Source organism: Weizmannia agrestimuris (assembly GCF_943193165.1).
GTDB classification, from domain to species: Bacteria; Bacillota; Bacilli; order Bacillales; family Bacillaceae_C; genus Weizmannia; species Weizmannia faecalis.
In genome coordinates, this window is sequence record NZ_CALPDC010000002.1 from 49563 (window position 1) to 73121 (window position 23559).

The following is a 23559-nucleotide window of genomic DNA, read 5'->3' on the forward strand; positions in this document are numbered from 1 at the left end:
TTATTTTGATGGTTTGCTGAAACGTTTCTGTACCTTTTGGTGCTTTCTGTCCCGGTGCAGGATAAATCCGGCGGTAAAGGCAATGCCGCCGGCAGAGAGCAAAAGCCCGGTCAGAAACTGGAGCGTCAGCGAAGAAAACGGGCGGTCCGGAATCCCGAAAACCATATCCCGCATCCATTTGATCCCATAAGCAGCGGCGATGACCGGCACCGCCAATACAAAAAGTGCCACCAACCTGCCCATCCCGGCCCCCCTTTAAACCGTTTCCATCATTATAACACCCGGGATTGGACGCAGGCAATGCAGCCCATTGTAAATGTAAGCCCTTTCAAATAAAATAGAATAGCGGAGACCAGCACGAAAAGGGGGAGCAGCGATGCAAAATGTTTTAATCGTTGGCGGGGGGAAAGGCGGAAAAGCGATTTTAAAAATATTGTCCGAGAGCGCACGATTCCGTGTGGCCGGCATCGTTGATATCAATCCGCAGGCGGAGGGGATCCGGCTTGCCAAAAACATGGGCGTAAAGACCGGAAACAACTGGCGCGTTTTTTCAGGTCCCGATGTCGATATTATCATTGAGGTAACCGGGGATGAGCAAGTTTTTCGTGAAATCGCTGCCGATTGCACGGGCCGGATTGTCATCCCCGGCAGTGTCGCCTATTTGATTGCGAAATTGCTGGAGGAAAAAGAAGCCTTAATCCGGAAGTTGGAAAGCGAAACAAAAAAACATGCGCTCATCCTTCAGTCGACGGCAGAAGGCATGACGGTGATTGACAAAAACGGCCGGATCATTTTTATGAACAGGGCCGCGGAAAAGATCAACGGCGTTTCGGCCCGGGAAGTGCTTGGCAAGCCGATCTCAAGCGTGATCCCGAAAAGCCGGCTTGCCCATGTCCTTGAAACAAAGAAAAGGGAAACAAACGTGGAAATTGAACTGCAAAACGGGGTCAAAATACTCGCCTCCCACATTCCGATGTTTGATGGCGGGAAAGTCGCCGGGGCCATTTCCGTTTTCCGGGATATTACGGAAGCTGTGAAACAGGCTGAGGAGATTACGAATTTAAAAGAAATCAAGATGATGCTGCAGGCCATTATCCACTCAAGCGATGATGCGATTTCCGTTGTCGATGAAAAAGGGCGCGGCATCCTCATCAATCCGGCTTATACAAGAATCACCGGGTTAAGCGAAGAGGAAGTCATCGGCAAACCGGCAACAGCGGATATTTCCGAAGGCGAAAGCATGCATTTTAAAGTGCTGCAAACGAAAAAACCGGTACGCGGCGTGAAAATGCGGGTCGGTCCGTTAAAAAAAGAAGTGATTGTCAATGTTGCGCCGGTCATCGTCAACGGCATGCTAAAGGGAAGCGTCGGCGTGATTCATGACGTCTCTGAAATCGAGACATTAACAACGGAATTGCGCCGGGCGAGAAGGCAAATGATGCAGGCTGCCACGGCAAAATATACATTTGAGGACATTATCCATGCTTCCGATGAAATGGATATCGCCGTGGAACAGGCCAAACTGGCGGCACAGACACCTGTGACGATTTTGCTGCGCGGCGAATCCGGCACCGGTAAAGAGCTGTTTGCGCATGCCATCCACCAGGCATCCAGCCGGAAAAACCATAAATTTGTCCGTGTCAACTGTGCGGCCATTGCCGAGTCGCTGCTTGAAAGCGAGCTGTTCGGCTATGAGGAAGGCGCTTTTTCAGGCGCGAAAAAAGGCGGCAAAAAGGGGTTGTTTGAAGAAGCCGACCATGGCAGCCTGTTTTTGGACGAAATCGGTGAACTGAGCGCCCATATGCAGGCAAAACTTTTGCGCGTCCTGCAGGAAAAAGAGATTGTGAAAGTCGGCGGCACAAAGCCGGTACCGGTGGATGTCCGGATTATTTGTGCCACGCATGCCGACCTTGAAAAAGCTGTTGCAGAAGGAAATTTCCGGGAAGACTTATATTACCGGCTCGACCGCATGCCAATCGGATTCCGCCGCTCAGGGCGAGAAAACAGGAGATTCCGTTACTGGCCAGGCGTCTCATCCAAAAAATCAATCAGGATTACGGCCGGAATGTAGAAGGCATCACAAGCAGAGCGCTTTCCATTCTGTACCGCTACGACTGGCCGGGAAACGTCCGTGAATTGGAAAATGTGCTCGGGCGGGCCATCATTTTTATGGGTTTCCATGAAAAATCGATTGATGCGGACCATCTTGACGGGCTTGGTTTATCCCCGGGGAAACGCGCGGAAAAGCAAGAAGCGGACGGGGTACCCGAAAAAGGCAACCTCGATGAAATGCTGTCCGCTTTTGAAAAGCAGCTGATCCAAAAAGCGCTCGAAGAAAATGCCGGGAACAAAACGAATACGGCCAAACAGCTTGGCATTTCACTAAGAAGCCTGTACTATAAATTGGAAAAATACCGGCTTGCAAAAATCAGCATGCAATAATTTGCATATTCGTGCAAAAAGTAGCAAACTGGTAAACGGAAGTTTATTTTTTTAAGCCCCGCTCTTTTCGCCATTTCTGCATGAAAAGCGGAAACAGGAAAACAATGCGAAAGTGGCATTCTTTTTGCATTTTCAACAGTGAAGGCTGGCCCGGGGTTTCGGAAAAAGCGGTGTGCCGTTTTCAAAAGAGGCATCGGGCTGTCCGTTACAGCCGCAAAAATGCCTGTACAGCTTTCTGACAGCTTTGCTTGCGGAAAAGGAGGAAGTCCAATGGAAATTTTTGATTATATGCGAAAATACGATTATGAACAACTGTTGTTTTGCCATGATGACGCATCTGGATTAAAAGCGGTGATCGCCATACATGATACAACACTCGGGCCAGCGCTCGGGGGCACGAGAATGTGGACTTACGCAACGGAAGAAGCCGCCATTGAAGATGCGTTGCGGCTTGCGCGGGGGATGACGTATAAAAACGCTGCCGCCGGTCTCAATCTTGGCGGAGGGAAAACCGTCATCATCGGCGACCCGCGCAAAGACAAAAATGAAGAAATGTTCCGGGCGTTCGGCCGGTTCATCCAGGGGCTCGGGGGCCGCTATATTACAGCTGAAGATGTCGGCACCACTGTTGAAGATATGGACATCATCCACGAGGAAACCGATTTTGTGACAGGCGTTTCGCAAACGTACGGTTCATCCGGAAATCCTTCACCTGTCACGGCGTATGGCTGCTATGTCGGCATGAAAGCAGCGGCAAAAGAGGCGTTCGGAAGTGATTCGCTTGAGGGGAAAACCGTCGCCGTCCAGGGCGTCGGCCATGTTGCATTTGAACTGTGCCGCTATTTGCACGAAGAAGGCGCCCGCCTTATTGTGACCGATATTTCAACGGAGGCGGTAAAACGGGCTGTTGAGGCTTTCGGGGCAAAAGCAGTGGACCCGGATGACATTTACGCCCAGGACTGTGATATTTTTGCCCCATGCGCGCTCGGGGCCATTTTGAATGATGAAACGCTTCCGCAGCTGAAAGCAAAAGTGATTGCGGGGTCTGCAAATAACCAGTTGAAAGAACCGAAGCACGGCGACCGGCTGCATGAAATGGGCATTCTTTATGCACCCGATTATGTCATCAATGCCGGCGGGGTTATCAATGTGGCTGACGAACTGCACGGTTACAACCGGGAAAGAGCGATGAAAAAAGTCGAGCAAGTCTACTATAATGTACAGAAAGTGATCGACATTTCAAAACGCGACGGGATTCCGTCCTATTTGGCGGCAGACCGGATGGCGGAAGAACGGATTGCAAAAGTTTCCCGTGCGCGTTCACAATTTTTGCCGCACAATAAACACGTGCTCGAAAAACGGCTTCCGCGGTAACGCAAGTGAAGGAGGAACAACATTGGCAAAAGAATACGATGTCGTTGTTTTGGGCGGCGGAACAGGCGGCTATGTGGCCGCCATCCGCGCAGCAAAAAACGGGTTAAAAACAGCAATTGTTGAAAAATCAAAACTTGGCGGCACCTGCCTCCATAAAGGCTGCATTCCGACAAAAGCCCTGTTAAGAAGCGCGGAAGTATACCGGCTGGTCCGAAAAAGCGCCGATTTCGGCGTGGATGTCCGTGATGCCGCCTTGAATTTTGCAAAAATCCGGGAACGGAAAAACGCAGTTGTGGCGCAATTGCACCGCGGCGTTCAATCCTTGATGAAAAAAGGGAAAATTGATGTGTATGAAGGCACCGGCAGAATCCTCGGCCCCTCCATTTTTTCGCCCGTAGCAGGAACGGTTTCAATCGAGGGTGCGGGTACAGACAATGAGATGCTCCTCCCGAAAAATTTAATCATTGCGACCGGCTCGCGCCCGCGTGTGCTTCCCGGGTTTGCAGTCGACGGGGAATATGTGATGACATCTGACGAAGCGCTTGAAATGGAAGAACTCCCTGCATCCATCCTGATTGCAGGCGGCGGGGCGATCGGTGTGGAATGGGCCTCGATGCTTGCCGACTTTGGCGTAAAGGTGACGATCATTGAGGCTTCCCCGCGCCTTTTGCCGGGAGAAGACAGCGACATTTCAAAAGAAATTACGCGCCTTATGAAGAAAAAAGGGGTTGCCATCTTCACCGGTACCGCATTCAATGCAGCTTCCCTCCAGACAGGGGACGGCAAGGTGCGGATCGGCACGGAAAACGGAAAAACGTTTGAGGCAGATAAGCTTTTATTATCGGTCGGCCGGCTGGCCAACACGGAAAACATCGGCCTCGAAAATACGGATATTGAAATCGAAAACGGCGTTATTCAGGTCAATGAAGTTTACCAGACAAAAGAATCCCATATTTATGCGATCGGGGACTGCATCGGCGGGTTGCAGCTTGCCCATGTAGCAGCAAGGGAAGGCATCATTGCGGCTGACCGCATCGCCGGGAAAAGCGTGGACCCGCTCGATGACACCATGGTGCCGAAATGTGTGTATTCCAATCCTGAAATTGCCAGTGTCGGCCTGACGGAAGAGAAAGCAAAAGAAAAAGGATATGATGTAAAAATTGGCCGGTTTTCGTTCCAGGCAGTCGGCAAAGCGCTTGTCTACGGGGAAACGGACGGCTTTGTTAAAATCGTGGCAGACGCAAAAACCGACGATCTGTTAGGCGTACATATCATCGGGCCGCATGCAACAGATATGATTTCAGAAGCCGGGCTTGCACGCGTTTTGGATGCGGCGCCGTGGGAGGTGGCCATGAATATCCATCCGCACCCGACGCTAAGCGAAGCGATTGGGGAGGCGGCACTCGCAGTAGATGGGCTTGAAATCCATGCGTAGCTTTTGGATAAGGAGTGATAACAATGAATAAAAATCGGCATAAAGACTTAGGTTTAAGCGACCGGGAAGTATTGGAAATGTACGAAATGATGCTGCTTGCGCGCAAGGTGGATGAACGGATGTGGCTTTTAAACCGGTCCGGCAAAATTCCGTTTGTTGTCTCCTGCCAGGGCCAGGAAGCTGCCCAGGTTGGCGCCGCTTTTGCGCTCGACAGGACAAAAGATTATGTATTGCCGTATTACCGCGATCTCGGGATTGTGCTCGCTTTCGGCATGACCGCACGCGACATTATGCTTTCCGGGTTTGCCAAAGCGGAAGACCCGAATTCGGGCGGCCGGCAAATGCCAGGCCACTACGGGCAGAAGAAAAACAGAATCGTCACCCAGTCTTCCCCTGTAACGACACAGGTACCGCATGCGGCCGGAATTGCGCTCGCAGGCAAAATGGAGAAAAAGGATTTTGTTACCTTTGTCACTTTCGGGGAAGGATCATCCAACCAGGGCGATTTCCATGAAGGGGCGAATTTTGCCGCGGTCCACAAGCTGCCGGTCATTTTCATGTGCGAAAATAACCAGTATGCCATCAGTGTCCCGATTGAAAAGCAGCTCGGGAACCCGCGCGTTTCCGACCGTGCGATCGGCTACGGCATGCCGGGTGTGACAGTTGACGGAAACGATCCGCTCGCTGTCTATGAAGTGGTCAAAGAAGCGGCGGACCGTGCCCGGCGCGGGGAAGGGCCGACTTTAATCGAAACGCTTGTTTACCGCTTTACACCGCATTCTTCCGATGATGATGACCGCTACCGTGCGCAGGAAGAAGTGAAGACGGCAAAAGAAAAAGATCCGGTTGTTTTATTTAGCCGGTACTTAAAAGAGGCGGGCCTTCTTGACGGGGAAAAAGAAAAAGAAATCGATGCGCGCGTCATCCAAACCGTCAATGAGGCAACCGATTACGCCGAAAAAGCGCCGTATGCTAAACCGGAAGATGCGCTCCGGTTTGTTTACGGGGAGTAAGGAGGAGAACGATGGCTGTCATTTCATATATTGACGCAATTACAAAAGCATTGCGGGAAGAAATGGAACGGGACGAAAAAGTATTTGTGCTCGGCGAAGATGTTGGAAAAAAAGGCGGGGTATTTAAGGCGACGGCCGGATTATACGAGCAGTTCGGCGCCGAAAGAGTGATCGATACGCCGCTCGCTGAATCGGCGATTGCCGGGGTCGGCGTAGGGGCTGCGATGTACGGGATGCGGCCGGTTGCCGAGATCCAGTTTGCCGATTTTATTCTGCCGGCTGTCAATCAGATTATTTCGGAAGCGGCGAAAATCCGCTACCGCACCAATAATGACTGGCAATGCCCGCTTGTCGTGCGTGCACCGTACGGAGGTGGTGTCCACGGGGCACTGTATCACTCCCAGTCGCTTGAATCGGTGTTTGCAAACCAGCCGGGGCTGAAAATTGTCATGCCGTCCACGCCTTATGACGTAAAAGGGTTGCTGAAAGCCGCAATCCGGGACGATGATCCGGTTCTCTTTTTCGAACATAAGCGCGCGTACCGCCTGATTAAGGGTGAAGTGCCGGATGAAGATTATGTGCTCCCGATCGGCAAGGCCGAAGTAAAAAGGGAAGGAACGGATATTACGGTGATCACGTACGGGCTTTGCGTCCATTTTGCCCTCCAGGCTGCGGAAAAGCTTAGAGAGGACGGGATCGAAGCACATATTCTCGATTTGCGCACCGTTTATCCGCTCGACAAAGAGGCAATCATCGAGGCAGCTGCAAAAACCGGGAAAGTGCTGCTTATCACGGAAGACAATAAAGAAGGAAGCATTATCGGCGAAGTTGCCGCGATCATTGCGGAAAACTGCCTGTTTGACCTGGACGCCCCGATCATGCGTCTGGCCGGTCCGGATGTTCCGGCAATGCCGTATGCGCCGACGATGGAAAAATATTTTATGGTCAATCCCGAAAAAGTCGAAAAAGCAATGCGGGAACTGGCCGAATTTTAGAATTGCAGGATAGGAGGGTGCCAATTGGCGATAGAAAATATTACGATGCCGCAGCTCGGAGAAAGTGTGACGGAAGGAACCATCAGCAAGTGGCTTGTATCCCCGGGTGATCATGTCCATAAATACGATCCGCTTTGTGAAGTATTAACAGACAAAGTCAATGCCGAAGTGCCTTCTTCGTTTGAAGGGGAAATCGTGGAACTGATCGCTTCGGAAGACGAAACCGTTGCTGTCGGGGAAGTCATTTGCACGGTCAAAACCGCAGCCGAAACAAATGTCCAGCCTGAAGCAGAACCGGGTCCGGGTTCGGATGCTGCAGCGCCACAGCCGGAAGCGGAAAAAGGGAAAAAAGTCCGCTATTCCCCGGCCGTTTTAAAACTGTCCCAGGAATACGGCATTGACTTGAACCAGGTGAAAGGAACGGGAAGGGAAGGCCGGATCACGCGCAAAGACCTGTTAAAAATCATTGAAAGCAGGGGGAATGAGGCGGAACCGACTCCTTCAAAACCGGCACCTTCAAAACCGGAACCGGCAAAACCGGCACCTGCCCGTGAAACGCCGCCTGCTTCCCGGCCTTTGCCTGTACGGGAAGCTGGAAAAGAAGATACGGTGATTCCGGTTACCGGCGTGCGTAAAGCGATCGCGAACAATATGGCACGCAGCAAACAGGAAATTCCGCATGCGTGGATGATGGTCGAAGCGGACGTTACGAACCTTGTCCGCTACCGGGATGCCGTAAAAGAAGAGTTTAAGCGGCGTGAAGGCTTTAACCTCACATACTTTGCCTTTTTTGTCAAAGCGGTCGCCCGGGCATTGAAAGAGTTTCCTGCGCTCAATTCAACGTGGGCCGGGGATGCCATTATCCAGAAACATGATGTCAACATCTCGATCGCGGTTGCCGCCGAAGACAAGCTGTACGTGCCGGTCATAAAGCATGCCGATGAAAAATCGATCAAAGGCATTGCCCGTGAAATTGCTGTCCTGGCGCAAAAAGCCCGCGCCGGGAAACTCGCCCCGGAAGACATGGAGGGTGGCACCTTTACCGTCAATAATACCGGGTCATTTGGTTCGGTGCAGTCGATGGGGATTATCAACTATCCGCAGGCTGCCATTCTCCAGGTCGAGTCGATTGTCAAACGCCCTGTCATCATGGAAGAGGGAATGTTTGCGGCGCGCGATATCGTGAACCTTTGTCTGTCGATTGACCACCGCATTTTGGACGGACTTGTCTCCGGCCGCTTCTTGAAGCGCGTCAAAGAGATTTTAGAGACGGTGACACCGGAAACGGCACCGCTCTATTAATGAAAAATGCCCGCTGATGAAGCGGGCTTTTCTATTTTGGAAAATGTGGCGATTTATGGAAAACTGATTGTTTTTGAATGAATTTAATTGATTTTTACTGTTTTTGAAGGTAAAATAACGACCGGATGCACCGCTTGCAATCGTGCAGGCGTGGAACGATTGCCATCAAAAAGGGGAATACTAAAACTGATCTCCAAAGCAAAGGTTGTGTAAAAAATGATTTATACGGTAACACTGAATCCGTCTGTTGACTACATCGTCCAGGTGGAACATTTTGAACTTGGCGGATTGAACCGTTCCGTGATGGACACCAAATTTCCGGGCGGAAAAGGCATCAACGTCTCGCGCGTCATGAAAAGGCTGGGCGTTGATTCTACGGCACTCGGCTTTCTCGGCGGTTTCACCGGCAGCTACATTGAAAATTTTCTTAAAGCAGAAGGCATTTTAACGGATTTTGTCCAAGTTTCAGGCGACACGCGGATCAATATAAAATTAAAATCCGGTGTTGAAACGGAAATCAACGGAATGGGGCCTTCTATTTCGGAAACGGAGCTGGACCGGCTGCTTGCCAAAATCGACAGCCTAAACGAAGAGGATGCCATTTTGTTTTCCGGCAGCATCCCAAGTTCGCTCCCGCCATCCATTTATGCCAGCCTCATTCAAAAATGCCGTGAAAAACAAATCCGCGTGATCGCAGATGTTTCCGGCGAATCGCTCGGCCATGTCATCAAAACGGGCCCGTTCTTAATCAAGCCGAACCATCATGAAATCGGCGAAATTTTCGGCGTGAAAGTCGAAACGCCTGAAGAAGCGAAACAATATGGCAGCCGCCTGCTTGATATGGGCGTTGAAAATGTGATCGTTTCGATGGCAGAAAAGGGTGCGCTCTTTTTGAATAAGGAAGTATCTTATTTTGCGCAAGCGCCGAAAGGGAAGGTAAAAAATTCTGCCGGCGCCGGCGATTCGGTCGTAGCCGGGTTTGTAAGCGGGATGGCAAAAGGAAAATCGTACAAAGAATCGTTTGCACTCGGGGTTGCCTGCGGTTCTGCAACGGCATTTTCCATGGAACTGTGCACAAAGCAAGAAGCAACATCGCTTCTCGAACAGGTCCATGTCCAATCTTTATAAAACGAAAAACCGGGATGCCCCGGTTTTTTTGCATAAAAAAGGGACAGCGCATGAGACGCCATCCAAAGCATCTAGGGAGTTTAGGGGTATGGATCTAGATGTACTGTCATTTTACCCGGTTTTGTGGAAAAATAAACGCTTTCCGGCTATTTTTTTCGTTTTTACGCGTAAAATAAAAGAAAAGGGACGGCTGCAAACAGAATATTTGAAAAGCAACGTGAAAACCTGCTATGATTAGCTTTAAAGCAGAATGAAAGGATGAGTGGCATGTCTGTCAATTTTAATCTTTATATGAATGATGTCGTGCGCATGTCCCGTGAAGAGGCAGTAGAAGCCGGCTACCGGGAACTGAGGACGCCGGAAGAAGTAGACGAAGCGTTTTCCAAAAAAGGGACGACGCTTGTCCTGGTCAACTCTGTGTGCGGCTGCGCAGGGGGCATTGCACGGCCGGCTGCGGCGCACGCCATCCATTATGATAAGCGTCCGGACCAGCTTGTAACCGTCTTTGCCGGCCAGGATAAAGAAGCAACGGCGAGGGCACGCAGCTATTTTACCGGTTATCCGCCGTCCTCCCCGTCTTTCGCTCTTTTAAAAGACGGCAAGATTGTGAAAATGATTGAACGGCACCAGATCGAAGGGCATGACCCGGCGGCTGTCGTGGCCGAGCTGCAAGCATTGTTTGAAGAATATTGTGAAGAACTGTAATGCATAAAGCCTGTCCCCTCCGTTTTGGAAAGGGGCAGGCTTTTTTTACAGGGGCGTAACCCGGGTGCAAAGTGTGCCTTCTGCGTAAGCGCATCTTCCGCATGTATGAACCGGCATGCGGGATGCATACTAAAGAAAAATACAACCAGCAGGTGAATGGCTTATGCATATATGGGTGGCATGGATGCTTGTTTTCGGGTTATCGGTATGGCCGGCGGATGGGCATGTTGCCCCGGGGGACCCGCTCATTATTGTCAATAAAACAACAAACCGGCTTGCTTGGATCCGCGGCGGGAAAGTCCGGCTCGAAACACCGGTTGCGACCGGGAAAACAAATGACCTGACGCCGGAAGGGTTTTTTACGATCAAAGTCAAGGCGAAAAATCCGTATTACCGGAAAAAGAATATTCCTGGCGGTGACCCGCGCAATCCGCTCGGCTCGCGCTGGATCGGTTTTGATGCGCGCGGCACGGACGGCCGGATTTACGGCCTGCACGGCACAAACAATCCTGCTTCAATCGGCCGGTATATTTCAAACGGCTGCATCCGCCTGCCGAAAGCGGCACTCGAAAAGCTGTACGATGAAGTGCCGGTCGGAACAAAAATTTACATCACTCGGTCAACCCGGCCGATGACCGAACTGGCAAAAGCAAAAGGCGCCATTTAAAAAAGGAACGCGGACTTTCCCGTTCCTTTTTTAAAACAGCATTGAAAGGCCGGAAAGAACTGTTCCTGCCAGCATGGCAATGAGCATTAAGTACACGACAATTTTCTGCGTTTTTTTCGACAAAGCAGACTTCACCTCTTAAACGGACGGTAATCATTTTTATTCTAGCCTGAAGCCGCCGGTTGTACAAGTAAAATCATTCGCGTTATACTATTAAAGTACATATACATATTGGAGGTTTTTCCATGGTGAATGAAGAACGGTTAGTAAAAGAATTTTTTGAACTGGTTCAGGTGGATTCGGAAACCGGACATGAAGAAGAAATTGGCAAGGTCTTAAAACAAAAATTTGAAGGCCTTGGCCTTGAAGTATATGAGGATGATACAAAAGCAAAAACGGGGCACGGCTTTGGCAATCTGATCTGCACATTGAAAGGCAATGTTCCTGAAGCGACGCCGATTTATTTTACTTCCCATATGGATACCGTCGTTCCGGGGAAAGGCATCAAACCGTCCATCAAAGACGGCTGGATCCAATCAGACGGCACGACAATCCTCGGATCTGACGACAAAGCCGGGCTCTCCGCGATGTTGGAAATGATCCGGGTATTGAAAGAAGACCAGATCCGCCACGGGGATATCCAGTTTGTCATTACTGTCGGCGAAGAGTCTGGACTGGTCGGTTCGCGCGCGCTCGATCCGTCGCTGTTAAAAGCAAAATACGGCTTTGCCCTTGACAGCGACGGCCCGGTTGGCACGATTGTAACGGCTGCCCCGACGCAGGCCAAAATCAAAGCAACCATTTTAGGCAAAACCGCCCATGCCGGTGTGGCGCCGGAAAAAGGGGTCTCCGCGATCACCATTGCCGCAAAAGCGATCGCAAAAATGCCGCTCGGCCGCATTGACAGTGAAACGACCGCGAATATCGGGCGCTTTGAAGGCGGTCAGGCAACCAATATCGTTTGCGACCGCGTCGATATTCTGGCGGAAGCCCGTTCACTCGTTCCGGAAAAAATGGAAACACAGGTTGCCAAAATGAAAACCGCTTTTGAACAGACGGCACTGGAAATGGGCGGAAAAGCGGAAGTCGAAGTGAACGTCATGTACCCGGGATTTAAATTCTCAGACGGCGACCAAGTGGTGGAAGTGGCCAAAAAAGCAGCAGCAAAAATCGGCCGCGAGAGCAAGCTGGAGCAAAGCGGGGGCGGAAGCGACGCCAACGTCATTGCAGGATTTAACATCCCGACGGTCAATCTCGGCACAGGGTATGAAGAAATCCATACGACAAAAGAAAGAATTCCGGTTAAAGAACTGGTCAAACTGGCTGAGATGGCGGTTGCCATTGCGGAAGTGGCCGGCGGGGAGTAACAGGATTTGAGGCGGAAGCGGGATAACCGCTTCCTTTTTAAGAAAGGAAGCGATCAGTTGGAAGCGCTCAATAAATATATCATTTTTAAAACGAGGGAAGAGGAGTACGGCATTCATATCGGATCGGTCATTTCTGTTGAAAAGGCGCAAGCGGCCAATCCCGTCCCAAAACTGCCTGCATTTGTACGGGGCATCATGAAGGTGAGGGATGAACTGATCCCGATTATTGACGTCGAACATTGTTTTTACCAGACACCGCTTTCCTCCATAGAGGACGCCCGTATTATCGTCGTCCGGACAGAAGCCATTCCGGTCGGCCTGCTCGTCAAAGAGGCAAACGACATTGTGGAAATACAGGAAGAAGAGAAAAAACAGATCGGCCTTGCCGGCTACGGGCGGACAAATTATTTTACGGCTGTCGCCAGTTTGAAGGACAGGCTGATTACCATTATGGATGTCGATTTGTTTACGGCGTCGCTTGAAGGGATTGCAGACATTGCCGCTTATATGAAAGAAGCGGCCGGAAATTCGTGAGCGCCGGAGTGGGTGAAGATGAAAGCATTTTATCCGAAAAAAGGCCGTGTCATTTTGCATGTCGATATGAACAGTTTTTTCGCTTCGGTTGAAATGGCGGAAAACCCTGCGCTTAAAGGGAAGCCGCTGGCCGTTGCCGGGAATCCGAAAGAACGGAAAGGCATCATTGTGACGTGCAGTTATGAAGCGAGAAAATTCGGTGTAAAAACGACCATGCCGGTCTGGGAAGCAAAAAAACGCTGCCCGGATCTTTTAATCGTGCCACCCCGTTTTGATCTGTATAAAAAAGCATCCGCCGAAATGTTTTCAATCCTCCGCGCGTATTCGCCTTTGGTCGAACCGGTTTCGATCGATGAAGGTTATGTGGACATTACCGGCCTCGAGGAACTGGGGACGCCGCCTGCCATTGCCGAATCGATCCAGCAGCAAATTCTTGCGGAACTCGATTTGCCGTCAAGCATCGGGATCGCCCCGAATAAATTTTTGGCGAAAACAGCGTCGGATATGAAAAAGCCGATGGGCATCACCATTTTAAGAAAGCGGGATATTCCCCGTTTATTATGGCCGCGGCCGTTGATCGAGATGCACGGTGTAGGCGGCAAAACGGCGGAAAAGCTTAACGGCTGTGGTCTTTTTACGATCGGCGATCTGGCGCATGCGGATGATTTTCTTTTAAAGCAGCTTCTCGGCATCCGCGGCATCCGTTTGAAAGAAAGAGCGAATGGAAGAGACCCGCGTCCTGTTGATCCCGAATCCGTAAACGTCACCAAAAGCGTTGGGCGGATGGTGACGCTATCTGAGGATACGGAGGATGAACACCGGATCGATGCCGTGCTGAAAAAGCTTGCGGATGAAACGGCGGAACGGATGAGAAAAAAGGAGGTTGCGGCAACCAATGTGGGCATCATGATCCGTTACGCGGACCGGAAAACGGTGACGAGGAGCAAAAAAAGCGGAGGGCCGGTTGAAACTGGCGATGCGTTGTTTCAAGCCGCCCGTACGCTTTTTATCCGGAACTGGAACGGGCAGCCCGTACGCCTTTTGGGCATTACCGCCTCCGGTTTAACGGACCGGAAGGCGGAAGCAGAACAGCTGAGTCTGTTTTCATATGAAGAAGCAGCCAAAAAAGAGCCGCTGTATGAGGCAATCAGCCGGCTCCGCAAGAAATTTGGGGAGCAGATTATCCAAACCGGGAGAGAAGCGGGAAAGCCGCCGGATCCCCGCGTTTAATTACCGGCTTCCGGCACATTCCATAAAAAAGGAACACGCACAAAGATGGCGTGTTCCTTTTTTAATAGACTCAGCAGTTCCCGACTTCCAGATCTTCCACCGGCCACCAGAAGAAGCCGTCTTTTTCTAGCAGTTCATCGGCTGCTTTCGGCCCCATCGAACCGGATTTGTAATTTGGGAATGAAATCGGCTTGTTTTCCCACACTTTTGAAATATTATCGACAAAGCTCCACGATAAGGCGACTTCATCCCAATGGGTAAAGTTGGTTGCGTCGCCCATCAGGCAGTCATGAATCAATTTTTCATAGGCTTCGGGCGTATTGATACCGTTTTTGCTGCTGCTTGCAAAGCTGAGCTGCACAGGGGTGGTTTCCATATGCTGGCCCGGTTTTTTGGCGTTCAGATGAAGCGAAATCCCTTCTTCCGGCTGGATATGGATGACAAGCAGATTCGGGTTCAGTTCATGATTTGTATTGTAGTACAAATTCATCGGGATATCTTTAAACTGCACGACAATTTTCGTCGATTTCGCCGCCATCCGTTTGCCGGTGCGGATGTAAAACGGCACGCCCGCCCATCTGAAATTATCAATCATCAGTTTCCCGGCGACAAACGTTTCGGTCCTGGAATCCGGCGCTACATTCAGCTCTTCCCGGTAACCCTGGACTTTTTTGCCGCCAATTTCGCCCGGACCGTACTGGCCGCGCACGAAGTATGCCGGCACATCTTTTCCTTCAATGGTGCGCAAGGCACGCAGCACCCGCACTTTTTCGCTCCGGATTTCGTTTGTTGTCAGGCTGATCGGCGGTTCCATTGCAAGGAGCGCCACCATTTGCAGCATATGGTTTTGCACCATATCCCTGAGCGCCCCGCTCGCTTCGTAATACCGCGCCCGTTCTTCCACGCCAAGCATCTCGCTTGATGTAATCTGGATGTTGGAAATATAACGATTGTTCCAAAGCGGCTCGAACAGGGCGTTGGCAAACCGGATGACCTCGATATTTTGTACCATCGCTTTACCTAAATAATGGTCGATTCGGTAAATCTGGTCTTCTGAAAAAGATTTCCGGATCTGGCTGTTCAGCTGTTTCGCTGATTCGAGGCTATGCCCGAAAGGTTTTTCGATGACAAGCCGTTTAAACCCGTTTGTAGCGGTAAGCCCGTCACTTTTCAGATGGTCCGAAATCGTCCCGAAATATTTCGGGGCCATCGCCAAATAGAAGATCCGGTTGCCTTCCAGCTGGTACTTTTCATCCAGTTCATCCGCCAATTGCTTCAACTGTATGTACGAGTTGCTGTCTGTCACATCATGCGGCTGATAGTAAAAATGAGCGGCAAACGCTTCAAGCTGTTCAGCATGTTCTCTCGCGCTCAGAACGGAATCTTTTATATGCGCACGGAAGATTTCGTCCGTCCATTCCCTTCTTGCCGTGCCGATCACAGCGAAATGCTCTGACAGCCTGCCTTTCCGGTACAAATTGTACAGGGAAGGAAACAGCTTACGCTTCGCCAGATCACCTGTTGCGCCAAAAAGCATAAATAACGATTTCGGTGTCTCAGTTGTCTGCATCTTTCTTACCTCTCTTTGTTCAAAAAATCACGATTTAAGGCCGGCCTGTCTCATGATACGGTTATAGTTTGCCTTGTTGCAGCCATTTCATTTCAAAAGCAGGGAAAAATCATTTTTTTCCGTTTTCCGGCCCCATTTCATTGTCACTATATTCTAGACTTTCACGGGCAAATACGCAAATGATATGCAATAGTTTCCTTTCCGTAAAATTATGATAAGATAGTTCTATATGTGCGGCCGGGATCCGGCAGGAAAGGGGGGAACATCATTTGGAAATTTTATTTTTGGGAACTGGCGCGGGCGTACCTGCCAAAGCAAGAAACGTCACGTCCATTGCGCTCAAATTGCTGGAAGAACGAAATGCCATCTGGCTTTTTGACTGTGGGGAAGCGACACAGCACCAGATTTTGCACACTGCGATCAAACCGCGCAAAGTTGAAAAAATTTTTATCACCCACTTGCACGGCGACCATATTTTCGGGCTTCCCGGCTTTCTTGGGAGCCGGTCGTTCCAGGGCGGGGATGGCCCGCTTACCGTTTACGGCCCGAAAGGCATAAAAGCGTTTGTGGAAGTTTCCCTGAAAGTGAGCGAAACCCGTCTGAAATATCCTTTGGAGATCATCGAAATTGAAGAAGGAACGGTATTTGAAGACGACCGCTTTACGGTTTGTGCGCTGCGGCTTGATCATGGGATCGAAAGCTTCGGCTACCGGATTACCGAAAAAGACAAACCGGGCGCGCTGGATGCGGATCGATTGAAAAAAGAAGGGATCCGCCCGGGCCCGGTTTACCGGCTGCTGAAAGAAGGCCGGACGGTAACATTGGAAGACGGCCGCGTGATCAGCGGAAAAGATTATCTCGGCCCGGCGAAAAAGGGGAAGATCATTGCCATCCTTGGCGATACAAGGCCGAATGAGGCGGAAATCCGGCTCGCAGCCAATGCCGATCTTCTCGTTCACGAAGCAACGTTTAACAAGGAGAGCGGGCAAATGGCGCATGATTATTTTCACTCGACGACGGCGGACGCGGCGCAAACGGCAAAGCAGGCGGGGGCAAAACGGCTGCTTCTTACCCATATTAGTGCCAGGTACGGAAAAGAAGACTGGCCGGCGCTTGAGCAGGAAGCGCAAGCTTTATTCCCGGACAGTCTGCTTGTCCATGATTTGATGGAAGTGCCTGTTTTGTAAAGCAAAAAAAGCGGCTTGCCTGCCGCTTTTTTTATTGCCGGTTATTCTCTTGCGGGTTCTTTCCCTGCGTTCGATAACTCATTTGCTCGCTTTGCAGCTGCTTTTACACAGTCAATGAAAGCTTGTTTGACCTCGCGTTCGTCAAGGACGCGGATCGCGGCTTCTGTGGTGCCGTTCGGGCTTGTGACGGCTTTCCGGAGCGCTTCCGGCGGTTCTGCTGAAGTTTTCAGCATTTCTGCTGCGCCGATGATCGTCTGGAGGATAAATTGTTTTGCCGTTTGTGCGTCGAGCCCGATTTCTGCAGCTGACTGCTGGAGCGCTTCGGCGATATAATAAATATACGCCGGTCCGCTTCCCGAAAGCCCTGTTACAGCATCGAGCTGTTCTTCTTTTACGGCCGTAGTCATGCCGACAGCCGAAAATATGGCAAACGCCCGGTGCCGGTGCTGTTTTGTCGCAGCGGCGTTAAAGGCAATGCCGGTTGCCGACAGTCCGACTTTCGCCGATGTGTTCGGCATTGCGCGCGCAACGGGAATATGCCGGCCAATCTTGTTTTCGATAAACGGAATGGTGATGCCGGCCGCTACTGAAACGAGCAGGGTGTCCGGAGATATGAGCGGACGGACCGATTCGAGCACATCTGGGGCATCTTTCGGTTTTACGGCTAAGATGACCACGTCGGGGCCTTCAAAAAGCTGCTTAAGGCCTTTTGCAGTCTGGATGCCGTATTTCTGTTCCAACGTGCGGAGCCTTTTCTTGTTCGTGCGGTTATGGGCGCGAATGTCCCCGGCTTTTACGATTCTTTTTTCAAGCATGCCGCTGATCATCGCCTCGGCCATCGACCCGGCACCAATAAATGATATTTTCATGCAAATGCCTCCTTTCAAGCAAAAAACCCCTTCATCCGTAAAGGACGAAAGGGCATGTTCCGCGGTACCACCTTTATTGCAGGAATCCATCCTGCATCTCATTTGGTTAACGGTTTTCATCCGGTTTGGTTTTGCCAAACAGCTCACAGGCAGGTTCGGCCGGGCAGCGGATGGCGGAGTTTTCCAGCCTGAGAACCCCGCTCTCTTGCATCATGCCCGGCTTACTGGTCCTGGTCACAGCCGATCGCTTATCAAAATGGTATTACTTATTATGAAGAAAAATCGAGGAGTTGTCAAGGGCGGTTCCGCGAATTTTCAGATAAAAAATCCGTGCCCGGCCATTTTAAAATGGTACCAGGCGTGCATGCCGCAATGAACGCGGCACGGGAGGAAGCATGAAAATCGGCCGGCACCATTTTTCAGAATAGGCATCCATGCCGCGGCAAACGGCACCAGCGGAGGAATGAAAATTTTCAAGATAGAAGGGAGAAGATGGAAACATGGCAAATAAACGGATCCGGAAGAAAACGATCGTGATTACCGGCGCTTCCGGCGGCCTCGGCGAAAAAATCGCCTTTGCCGCCGCCAAAAACGGGGCTAACCTTGTTCTGCTCGCCAGAAGCCTCGACAAGCTTGAAAAAATCAAGGCGGAGATCGAAGCAGCTTACCCGGTTTCGTGCCTGACCGTTCGCTGCGATGTGGCGGAACACGGCAAAATTCCTGCTGTTTTTGAATCGATTTACAACCGCTGCGGCCATATTGATGTGCTCGTGAACAATGCCGGTTTCGGCGTTTTTGATGAAGTGCAGGATATCCGCATCGAGGATGTCAGGGGGATGTTTGATGTCAATGTCATCGGGCTCATTGCCTGCACCAAAGCGGTCGTCCCGCATATGCAAAAAAACCGTGCCGGCCATATTATCAATATCGCTTCCCAGGCGGCCAAAATGGCGACCCCGAAATCAAGCGTCTATGCGGCCAGCAAGTTTGCAGTGCGCGGCTTTACGGACAGCCTCCGCATGGAAATGGCGCGCTTTGGCGTCTATGTGACAGCCGTTCATCCCGGCCCGGTTGCAACCGGTTTTTTCGACATCGCCGACCGGTCCGGCACCTACCGGAAAAATATTGAAAAATGGATGCTGGATCCCGAAAAACTTGCAGAAAAAATAACGGATACGATGCTTGTAAATCGGCGTGAAATCAATGCGCCAAAATGGATGAATGCATCCGCTACCATCCATGCGCTTTTCCCCGGGCTTGTGGAAAGGCTCGGACGGCAGGCTTTCTTTAAAAAATAGCAGCCGGTGTGATGCGCGTTTTGGAAAAATATAGCCCCTCTGCCTAAAAAAACAATTGGCGAAAGAACGTATATTCGTTTATAATGAGGAATAGAATAAGAACTATAGTTCGTGTTGTTTGCTTAGTTTCTAAGGTAAGAGGGGTTGAAAGATGAGCCAGCGTGTGATTTTTCTCGTCGATATGCAGTCTTTTTATGCAAGTGTGGAAAAAGCCGATCATCCGGCGTACAGGGATAAACCCGTGATCGTATCGGGGGATCCGGCGCGCCGGTCCGGGGTGGTGCTCGCTGCCTGCCCGCTCGCGAAAAAGCGCGGCGTGAAGAATGCGCTCCGCCTGTGGGAAGCGCAGCAGCTCTGCCCGGATGCCGTTATTGTTCGGCCGCGCATGCAGCGCTATCTCGATGTATCGGTGCAGATTTCTTCGATTCTTGCCCGCTATACGGATATGGTTGAACCGTATTCCGTTGACGAGCAGTTCATGGATGTAACGGGCAGCAGGCGACTGTTCGGAGAGCCGCGCGAGATCGCCGCGCAAATCCAGCGGGACATCATGGAAGAAACCGGCGTGTATGCCCGCTGCGGGATCGGGCCGAACAAAGTGCTGGCCAAAATGGCGTGCGACCATTTTGCGAAGAAAAACAAAACCGGCATTTTTGAACTGGATCACCATCATCTCAAAACGCATTTATGGCCTTTGCCGGTTGGCAGGATGTTCGGTGTCGGCAGCCGGATGGAGCAGCATCTGAAGCGGCTCGGCATTTATACAATCGGTGCGCTTGCCTGCTTTCCACTTTCTGTTTTAAAAAAACGGTGGGGGATTGGCGGCCAGGTACTGTGGGAGACGGCAAACGGCATTGATGAGTCGCCCGTCTCGAAAGAATCGCACGTCGGACAGAAAGCGATCGGGCATGCGATGACGCTGCCGCGCGACTACGCCGATTTTGAGCATGAAATCAAAGTTGCCCTTCTTGAACTTTGCGAGGAAGTCTGTTTCCGGGCGCGTACTTCAGGCGTCATGGGCGCTTGTGTTTCGGTCGGCTGCCAGGGGGCGGATTATGCCCATCCGTCCGGCTTTCACCGCCAGATGACGCTTCTGGCGCCGACAAACGGGACAATGGACGTTTACCGGGCGGCGTGCCGGCTGTTTCTTTCGTTTTGGGACGGAAATCCGGTCCGCCGTATCAGCGTCGGGCTGTCGCGCCTGTCGCGGGATGATATCCGGCAGCTTGATCTGTTTGAAAACAGGGAAGGGGAAAGAAAGATTGGGTATGCGGTCGACCGCATCAAGCAGAAATACGGTTCCGGCGCCGTCATCCGCGCCGTGTCGCTGCTTGATGCCGGCCAGGCGCTTGAACGTGCCAAAAAGATAGGAGGGCATTACAAATGAGCGGATACCTGCAGCGCGGTAACAAACTTTGGGAAGGGTCACGCATGTTTTTGCCCGAGCATAAGCAGGCACTTTTAAAATGGCAGAAAGAACAGGAAAAACAGGCAAAGCCCGAACTCGATGAGCAGCAGCTTGAAGAGATGAACCATATGCTCATATCTGCCTGCCGGCTGCGCGTGCCGGTTACGGTCCGTTTCTTTGAAGCGGGAAATTTCTTTACCGCCACCGGTACCATTACAAAATTCCGGCCGCTCGAAAAAAAGCTGGAGCTGGCAGGGGAGACAGGGGAGCGGATATCGATCAAACTTTCCGCGGTGACAGAAGTGGACTGGGCATGAAAAACCGGCAAGCCTGAAAAAGCCTGCCGGATGGATTTTCGTGCGGGCGATGCAGAAAAATGCAGCACCGGCGGTTTGGACGCATCCTGTTGCAGCAAGAAGCAGCATTTATGAAATCAATCTTAGGGCATCCGTACGCTTTGTTGCGGATTACCGTTTTCTTGCCTGAATGAGTGCCTGCTGTACGACCCAGTTTTCGGGAAACGGGTTGCCGAGCACCCAGTAGCTGATTCCACGCAGCCCGTATTCGTTTAGCAAATTGATTTTTGCCCGCATGCTGCGCGCATCTTCAAACCAGACTTCATGCTGCTGGCCTGATGCATCGGTGTAACGGAAATAAGGCGCCTGGTCGGTCGGGTGGTAGCGGATGTCAGCCCCGTACCGTGCCGCCAAGGAAAGGGCTTCATGCGGGCTGATCGTGCGCGCCGTTGTGCCTGCGCGCCACGGGATTCTCCAGTCACGCCCGTAAAGCGGCGCCCCCATCATAATTTTATTCCGCGGAATGACAGTAACGGCATAATCAAGGACACGCCTCACTTCAGGAATCGGGGCGATGGCTCGCGGCCTGCCGCCGGCCCATCCCCATTCATACGTCATCAAAATGACAAAATCAACGATGGCCCCGTGTGCGCCGTAATCGTGGGCTTCGTAAAGCAGGCCCGGCTGCGTGCCGGAAATTTTCGGCGCAAGCGCAGTCGAGACGAGCAGTCCTTCCGGGCGGAACCGGCGGACGACGCGCCTGAGAAACGCCGTATAACGGTCGCGGTCTTCCGGATACACATATTCAAAATCAAAATTGACTCCCCGGTACCCTTTTTGTCGTATCGTGACGAGAAGATTGCTGATCAAAGTTTCCTGCAATGCTTCATTGCGAAGCAGCCGGGCAGCCAGATCGGAGCTAAATCCTTCCGAGGTGAAATTGGCCAGGATTAAAAGCGGAAGGACGCCGTTTGCTTCCGCTGCCTGAAGGACGGAGCGGTCGTTGAGCGGCGTCAGGCTGCCATCTTCACGGAACGTATGACGGAAAGGGGACAAGTACGTAAAATAAGGCCCAAGCTGGTAAACTTCAGCGGTGCCCGCAGCGCCGAACCCGGTTGTATAGGCATTGACTTCTTTCACAGGGCGGCGGGGTGCGGGTATACGCAGCACCTGGCCGGCGGAAAGAGCCGTGCCGGGAAGCCGGTTCGCCTGCATAATGGCCCCCATGTCCGCCCCGTAAGTACGGGCAATGCCGTACAGAGTTTCACCCTGTTTTACCGTATGGTTTCGGTAGGGGATAAAAAGCACCTGCCCCGGAAAAAGCGAGGCGGGATTGCGGAGTTGGTTGGCGTTTATAAGCGCTTGTGCCAAAACGCCGAGGCGTGCGGCGATTGTGCCGAGCTGGTCCCCTTCCTGGACGATGTACTGAAAGAATCGGTCGGGAATGGCAAGCGCCTGGCCGGGAACGAGCGGGGATGATGCAGTCAGCCCGTTTGCCAAAAAAAGCTGGGCAAGATCGGCATCGAGGCGGTTTGCAATCCGCCAAAGGGTATCGCCTTGCTGTACGGTATAGATTTCCATCATGGACACTCCCTGTTTTGATAGGCTCCTATACCATATTCAGCAACATGGGCGGACGTTCGCAAAAAATGGCATTAAAGCTTACGGGACGCCGCCATTTTTTCAAGAAATTCATCAATCACCTGTTCATACTGTTCGCGGTTTAAGTTGAGCGACTGGGCGTGGGCGCCGTTTTCGGCAATAAACAGCTGTTTCGGCCCTTTTTTCTTTTCATAAAGCGCTTTGGTCATCCCGGGCAGAATGTAGTCGTCCTTGGCGCTGTGGATAAAGAGGACCGGCTGTTTGATCCGGCCGACTACATCAATCGGCGACACACGGCGGAGCGAGTAGCCGTCGCGGATGCGGACAAAAAAATCGGCAAGCGGAAAAAACCATTTTCCGGGCAGCCGCGTTTCCCGCGTAAATTCCCGGATCAATTGCGCCCGGAACGAGGAAAACGGGCAGTCGGCGATGTAAAAATCGGCGCGGCCGCAAAGCTCGCCGGCATACAGCAGGAGCGTGGCGGCGCCCATTGATTCGCCGTGAATCCCGAAAAAGATGCCGTCCCCTTCGCGCCTGAGAAGTTCATCCACCACCGCTTTTAAGTCATGCTTTTCATAGTACCCGTAGCTCGTTGTACTGCCGCCGGATTCCCCGTGGCGGCGGTGGTCGTAGAGGACAGCGTTAAAGCCCCGCTTCAGGAACAGGTTCATATATTTAACGGAATTCATTTTGTTTTCCGTCACGCCATGGCAAAAAATCATCCATTTTTTCGACTCGGGGAACGGTTTCACAAAAACCGATTTGAGCTTGTAACCGAATGGGGACGGAATCAAAACTTCCTCTTTCGGCAATGATTCGTACGCTTTAAGATCCAGCCTTTTCGCGGCCACTTCTCGGCTTATGACGAGGCTGTCGTCTTTTTTTCGGATATGCATCACCCGCTCTGACATGTAAAAGCCGAGCCCGCCTGCAGCAAGCGCCGCCGCCGTGGCGGGCAGGGAAAACCATTTTTTCATCAAAATCCCTCCGCATGTTGAAGTAAAAAAGGATGCCGGATGCGCTTTAATAAGCGGAAAGAAAAAACCGGCGCAAGTTTCCGGTTGCGCCGGTTTTATTTTCAGGCTCCTGCCGCTTTTCCGGATGGATCTTTGTTTGAAAGCGGCAGCAGGCTTTCCG

The 23559-nt window shown here is 51.5% G+C and carries 21 protein-coding genes and 1 pseudogene; 16 read left to right on the top strand and 6 right to left on the bottom strand.

Going from position 1 to position 23559, the window contains the following annotated elements; translation table 11 throughout:
* Entirely contained in the window at window positions 1-243 is a 243-nt protein-coding gene (locus NFR98_RS01560) for a DUF2627 domain-containing protein (protein ID WP_014098074.1), read from the bottom strand.
* 133 nt (window positions 244-376) lie between these two features.
* Between NFR98_RS01560 and NFR98_RS01565 the strand changes: the two are divergent.
* The 9 genes and pseudogenes from NFR98_RS01565 (at window position 377) to NFR98_RS01605 (ending at window position 11061) form a co-directional block, all read left to right on the top strand.
* Window positions 377-2442 (top strand): annotated as a pseudogene (locus NFR98_RS01565) (sigma 54-interacting transcriptional regulator).
* Window positions 2443-2712: 270 nt separating this feature from the next.
* Window positions 2713-3816 (top strand): Leu/Phe/Val dehydrogenase, encoded by a 1104-nt coding sequence (locus NFR98_RS01570; protein ID WP_017550506.1) that lies wholly within the window; start codon window positions 2713-2715, stop codon window positions 3814-3816.
* A 22-nt stretch (window positions 3817-3838) separates the two neighbouring features.
* The gene (lpdA, locus tag NFR98_RS01575; RefSeq protein WP_014098078.1) at window positions 3839-5251 is read left to right on the top strand and encodes a dihydrolipoyl dehydrogenase; all 1413 of its coding nucleotides are present in this window, start codon (window positions 3839-3841) and stop codon (window positions 5249-5251) included.
* Window positions 5252-5274: 23 nt separating this feature from the next.
* On the top strand, window positions 5275-6264 hold the full coding sequence (locus NFR98_RS01580) for a thiamine pyrophosphate-dependent dehydrogenase E1 component subunit alpha (RefSeq protein ID WP_014098079.1): 990 nt from the start codon (window positions 5275-5277) through the stop codon (window positions 6262-6264).
* An 11-nt stretch (window positions 6265-6275) separates the two neighbouring features.
* Window positions 6276-7259, top strand: a complete 984-nt coding sequence (locus tag NFR98_RS01585) for an alpha-ketoacid dehydrogenase subunit beta (protein ID WP_014098080.1) — start codon at window positions 6276-6278, stop codon at window positions 7257-7259.
* A 24-nt stretch (window positions 7260-7283) separates the two neighbouring features.
* Window positions 7284-8561, top strand: a complete 1278-nt coding sequence (locus NFR98_RS01590) for a dihydrolipoamide acetyltransferase family protein (protein ID WP_014098081.1) — start codon at window positions 7284-7286, stop codon at window positions 8559-8561.
* 216 nt (window positions 8562-8777) lie between these two features.
* Window positions 8778-9689, top strand: a complete 912-nt coding sequence (pfkB, locus tag NFR98_RS01595) for a 1-phosphofructokinase (protein WP_061087023.1) — start codon at window positions 8778-8780, stop codon at window positions 9687-9689.
* A gap of 267 nt (window positions 9690-9956) precedes the next feature.
* Window positions 9957-10394 (top strand): BrxA/BrxB family bacilliredoxin, encoded by a 438-nt coding sequence (locus NFR98_RS01600; RefSeq protein ID WP_014098083.1) that lies wholly within the window; start codon window positions 9957-9959, stop codon window positions 10392-10394.
* A 163-nt stretch (window positions 10395-10557) separates the two neighbouring features.
* The gene (locus NFR98_RS01605) at window positions 10558-11061 is read left to right on the top strand and encodes a L,D-transpeptidase (protein ID WP_014098084.1); all 504 of its coding nucleotides are present in this window, start codon (window positions 10558-10560) and stop codon (window positions 11059-11061) included.
* Between the two features lie 30 nt (window positions 11062-11091).
* Here the strand turns inward: NFR98_RS01605 and prli42 are convergent, their stop codons facing one another.
* The gene (gene prli42, locus NFR98_RS01610) at window positions 11092-11184 is read right to left on the bottom strand and encodes a stressosome-associated protein Prli42 (protein ID WP_017550500.1); all 93 of its coding nucleotides are present in this window, start codon (window positions 11182-11184) and stop codon (window positions 11092-11094) included.
* 122 nt (window positions 11185-11306) lie between these two features.
* Here prli42 and NFR98_RS01615 point away from each other — a divergent pair, with 122 nt between their 5' ends.
* From NFR98_RS01615 to NFR98_RS01625, 3 genes are read left to right on the top strand one after another with little or no spacing between them, the layout of a single operon-like run.
* Window positions 11307-12428 carry a M20/M25/M40 family metallo-hydrolase gene (locus NFR98_RS01615; RefSeq protein ID WP_046720757.1) on the top strand — a complete coding sequence of 374 codons (1122 nt, stop codon included), beginning with the start codon at window positions 11307-11309 and terminating at the stop codon, window positions 12426-12428.
* A 6-nt stretch (window positions 12429-12434) separates the two neighbouring features.
* Window positions 12435-12962 carry a chemotaxis protein CheW gene (locus tag NFR98_RS01620; protein ID WP_251459540.1) on the top strand — a complete coding sequence of 176 codons (528 nt, stop codon included), beginning with the start codon at window positions 12435-12437 and terminating at the stop codon, window positions 12960-12962.
* An 18-nt stretch (window positions 12963-12980) separates the two neighbouring features.
* Window positions 12981-14192, top strand: coding sequence for a DNA polymerase IV (locus NFR98_RS01625; protein WP_251459542.1), 1212 nt, complete (start codon window positions 12981-12983; stop codon window positions 14190-14192).
* A gap of 70 nt (window positions 14193-14262) precedes the next feature.
* Here NFR98_RS01625 and zwf read toward each other — a convergent pair whose 3' ends face one another.
* Window positions 14263-15762, bottom strand: coding sequence for a glucose-6-phosphate dehydrogenase (gene zwf, locus NFR98_RS01630; protein ID WP_251459544.1), 1500 nt, complete (start codon window positions 15760-15762; stop codon window positions 14263-14265).
* Between the two features lie 269 nt (window positions 15763-16031).
* Between zwf and rnz the strand changes: the two genes are divergently transcribed.
* Window positions 16032-16949 (top strand): ribonuclease Z, encoded by a 918-nt coding sequence (gene rnz / locus NFR98_RS01635; RefSeq protein WP_014098089.1) that lies wholly within the window; start codon window positions 16032-16034, stop codon window positions 16947-16949.
* 41 nt (window positions 16950-16990) lie between these two features.
* Here the strand turns inward: rnz and proC are convergent, their stop codons facing one another.
* A complete protein-coding gene (gene proC, locus NFR98_RS01640; RefSeq protein ID WP_251459546.1) occupies window positions 16991-17818 on the bottom strand; it encodes a pyrroline-5-carboxylate reductase in 828 nt (275 codons plus the stop codon).
* Window positions 17819-18318: 500 nt separating this feature from the next.
* Here proC and NFR98_RS01645 point away from each other — a divergent pair, with 500 nt between their 5' ends.
* The 3 genes from NFR98_RS01645 (at window position 18319) to NFR98_RS01655 (ending at window position 20841) form a co-directional block, all read left to right on the top strand.
* Window positions 18319-19116 (top strand): SDR family NAD(P)-dependent oxidoreductase, encoded by a 798-nt coding sequence (locus NFR98_RS01645; RefSeq protein ID WP_251459548.1) that lies wholly within the window; start codon window positions 18319-18321, stop codon window positions 19114-19116.
* Window positions 19117-19267: 151 nt separating this feature from the next.
* On the top strand, window positions 19268-20503 hold the full coding sequence (locus tag NFR98_RS01650) for a DNA polymerase IV (RefSeq protein WP_014098092.1): 1236 nt from the start codon (window positions 19268-19270) through the stop codon (window positions 20501-20503).
* Window positions 20500-20841, top strand: a complete 342-nt coding sequence (locus NFR98_RS01655; protein ID WP_251459550.1) for a YolD-like family protein — start codon at window positions 20500-20502, stop codon at window positions 20839-20841. The genes NFR98_RS01650 and NFR98_RS01655 overlap by 4 nt, the downstream gene beginning before the upstream one ends.
* Window positions 20842-20991: 150 nt before the next feature.
* Here NFR98_RS01655 and NFR98_RS01660 read toward each other — a convergent pair whose 3' ends face one another.
* Window positions 20992-22401, bottom strand: a complete 1410-nt coding sequence (locus tag NFR98_RS01660) for a glycoside hydrolase family 18 protein (protein WP_251459552.1) — start codon at window positions 22399-22401, stop codon at window positions 20992-20994.
* Between the two features lie 74 nt (window positions 22402-22475).
* Window positions 22476-23399, bottom strand: a complete 924-nt coding sequence (locus NFR98_RS01665) for an alpha/beta hydrolase (protein WP_046720761.1) — start codon at window positions 23397-23399, stop codon at window positions 22476-22478.
* Between the last annotated feature and the right edge of the window lie 160 nt (window positions 23400-23559).

Bases quoted from the DNA above. Each gene is read 5' to 3' on its own strand.
- NFR98_RS01560 (WP_014098074.1), bottom strand. From the start codon at position 243: ATGGGCAGGTTGGTGGCACTTTTTGTATTGGCGGTGCCGGTCATCGCC.
- NFR98_RS01570 (WP_017550506.1), top strand. From the start codon at position 2,713: ATGGAAATTTTTGATTATATGCGAAAATACGATTATGAACAACTGTTG.
- NFR98_RS01580 (WP_014098079.1), top strand. From the start codon at position 5,275: ATGAATAAAAATCGGCATAAAGACTTAGGTTTAAGCGACCGGGAAGTA.
- NFR98_RS01585 (WP_014098080.1), top strand. From the start codon at position 6,276: ATGGCTGTCATTTCATATATTGACGCAATTACAAAAGCATTGCGGGAA.
- pfkB (WP_061087023.1), top strand. From the start codon at position 8,778: ATGATTTATACGGTAACACTGAATCCGTCTGTTGACTACATCGTCCAG.
- NFR98_RS01600 (WP_014098083.1), top strand. From the start codon at position 9,957: ATGTCTGTCAATTTTAATCTTTATATGAATGATGTCGTGCGCATGTCC.
- NFR98_RS01605 (WP_014098084.1), top strand. From the start codon at position 10,558: ATGCATATATGGGTGGCATGGATGCTTGTTTTCGGGTTATCGGTATGG.
- NFR98_RS01615 (WP_046720757.1), top strand. From the start codon at position 11,307: ATGGTGAATGAAGAACGGTTAGTAAAAGAATTTTTTGAACTGGTTCAG.
- NFR98_RS01625 (WP_251459542.1), top strand. From the start codon at position 12,981: ATGAAAGCATTTTATCCGAAAAAAGGCCGTGTCATTTTGCATGTCGAT.
- zwf (WP_251459544.1), bottom strand. From the start codon at position 15,762: ATGCAGACAACTGAGACACCGAAATCGTTATTTATGCTTTTTGGCGCA.
- proC (WP_251459546.1), bottom strand. From the start codon at position 17,818: ATGAAAATATCATTTATTGGTGCCGGGTCGATGGCCGAGGCGATGATC.
- NFR98_RS01645 (WP_251459548.1), top strand. From the start codon at position 18,319: ATGGCAAATAAACGGATCCGGAAGAAAACGATCGTGATTACCGGCGCT.
- NFR98_RS01650 (WP_014098092.1), top strand. From the start codon at position 19,268: ATGAGCCAGCGTGTGATTTTTCTCGTCGATATGCAGTCTTTTTATGCA.
- NFR98_RS01655 (WP_251459550.1), top strand. From the start codon at position 20,500: ATGAGCGGATACCTGCAGCGCGGTAACAAACTTTGGGAAGGGTCACGC.
- NFR98_RS01660 (WP_251459552.1), bottom strand. From the start codon at position 22,401: ATGGAAATCTATACCGTACAGCAAGGCGATACCCTTTGGCGGATTGCA.
- NFR98_RS01665 (WP_046720761.1), bottom strand. From the start codon at position 23,399: ATGAAAAAATGGTTTTCCCTGCCCGCCACGGCGGCGGCGCTTGCTGCA.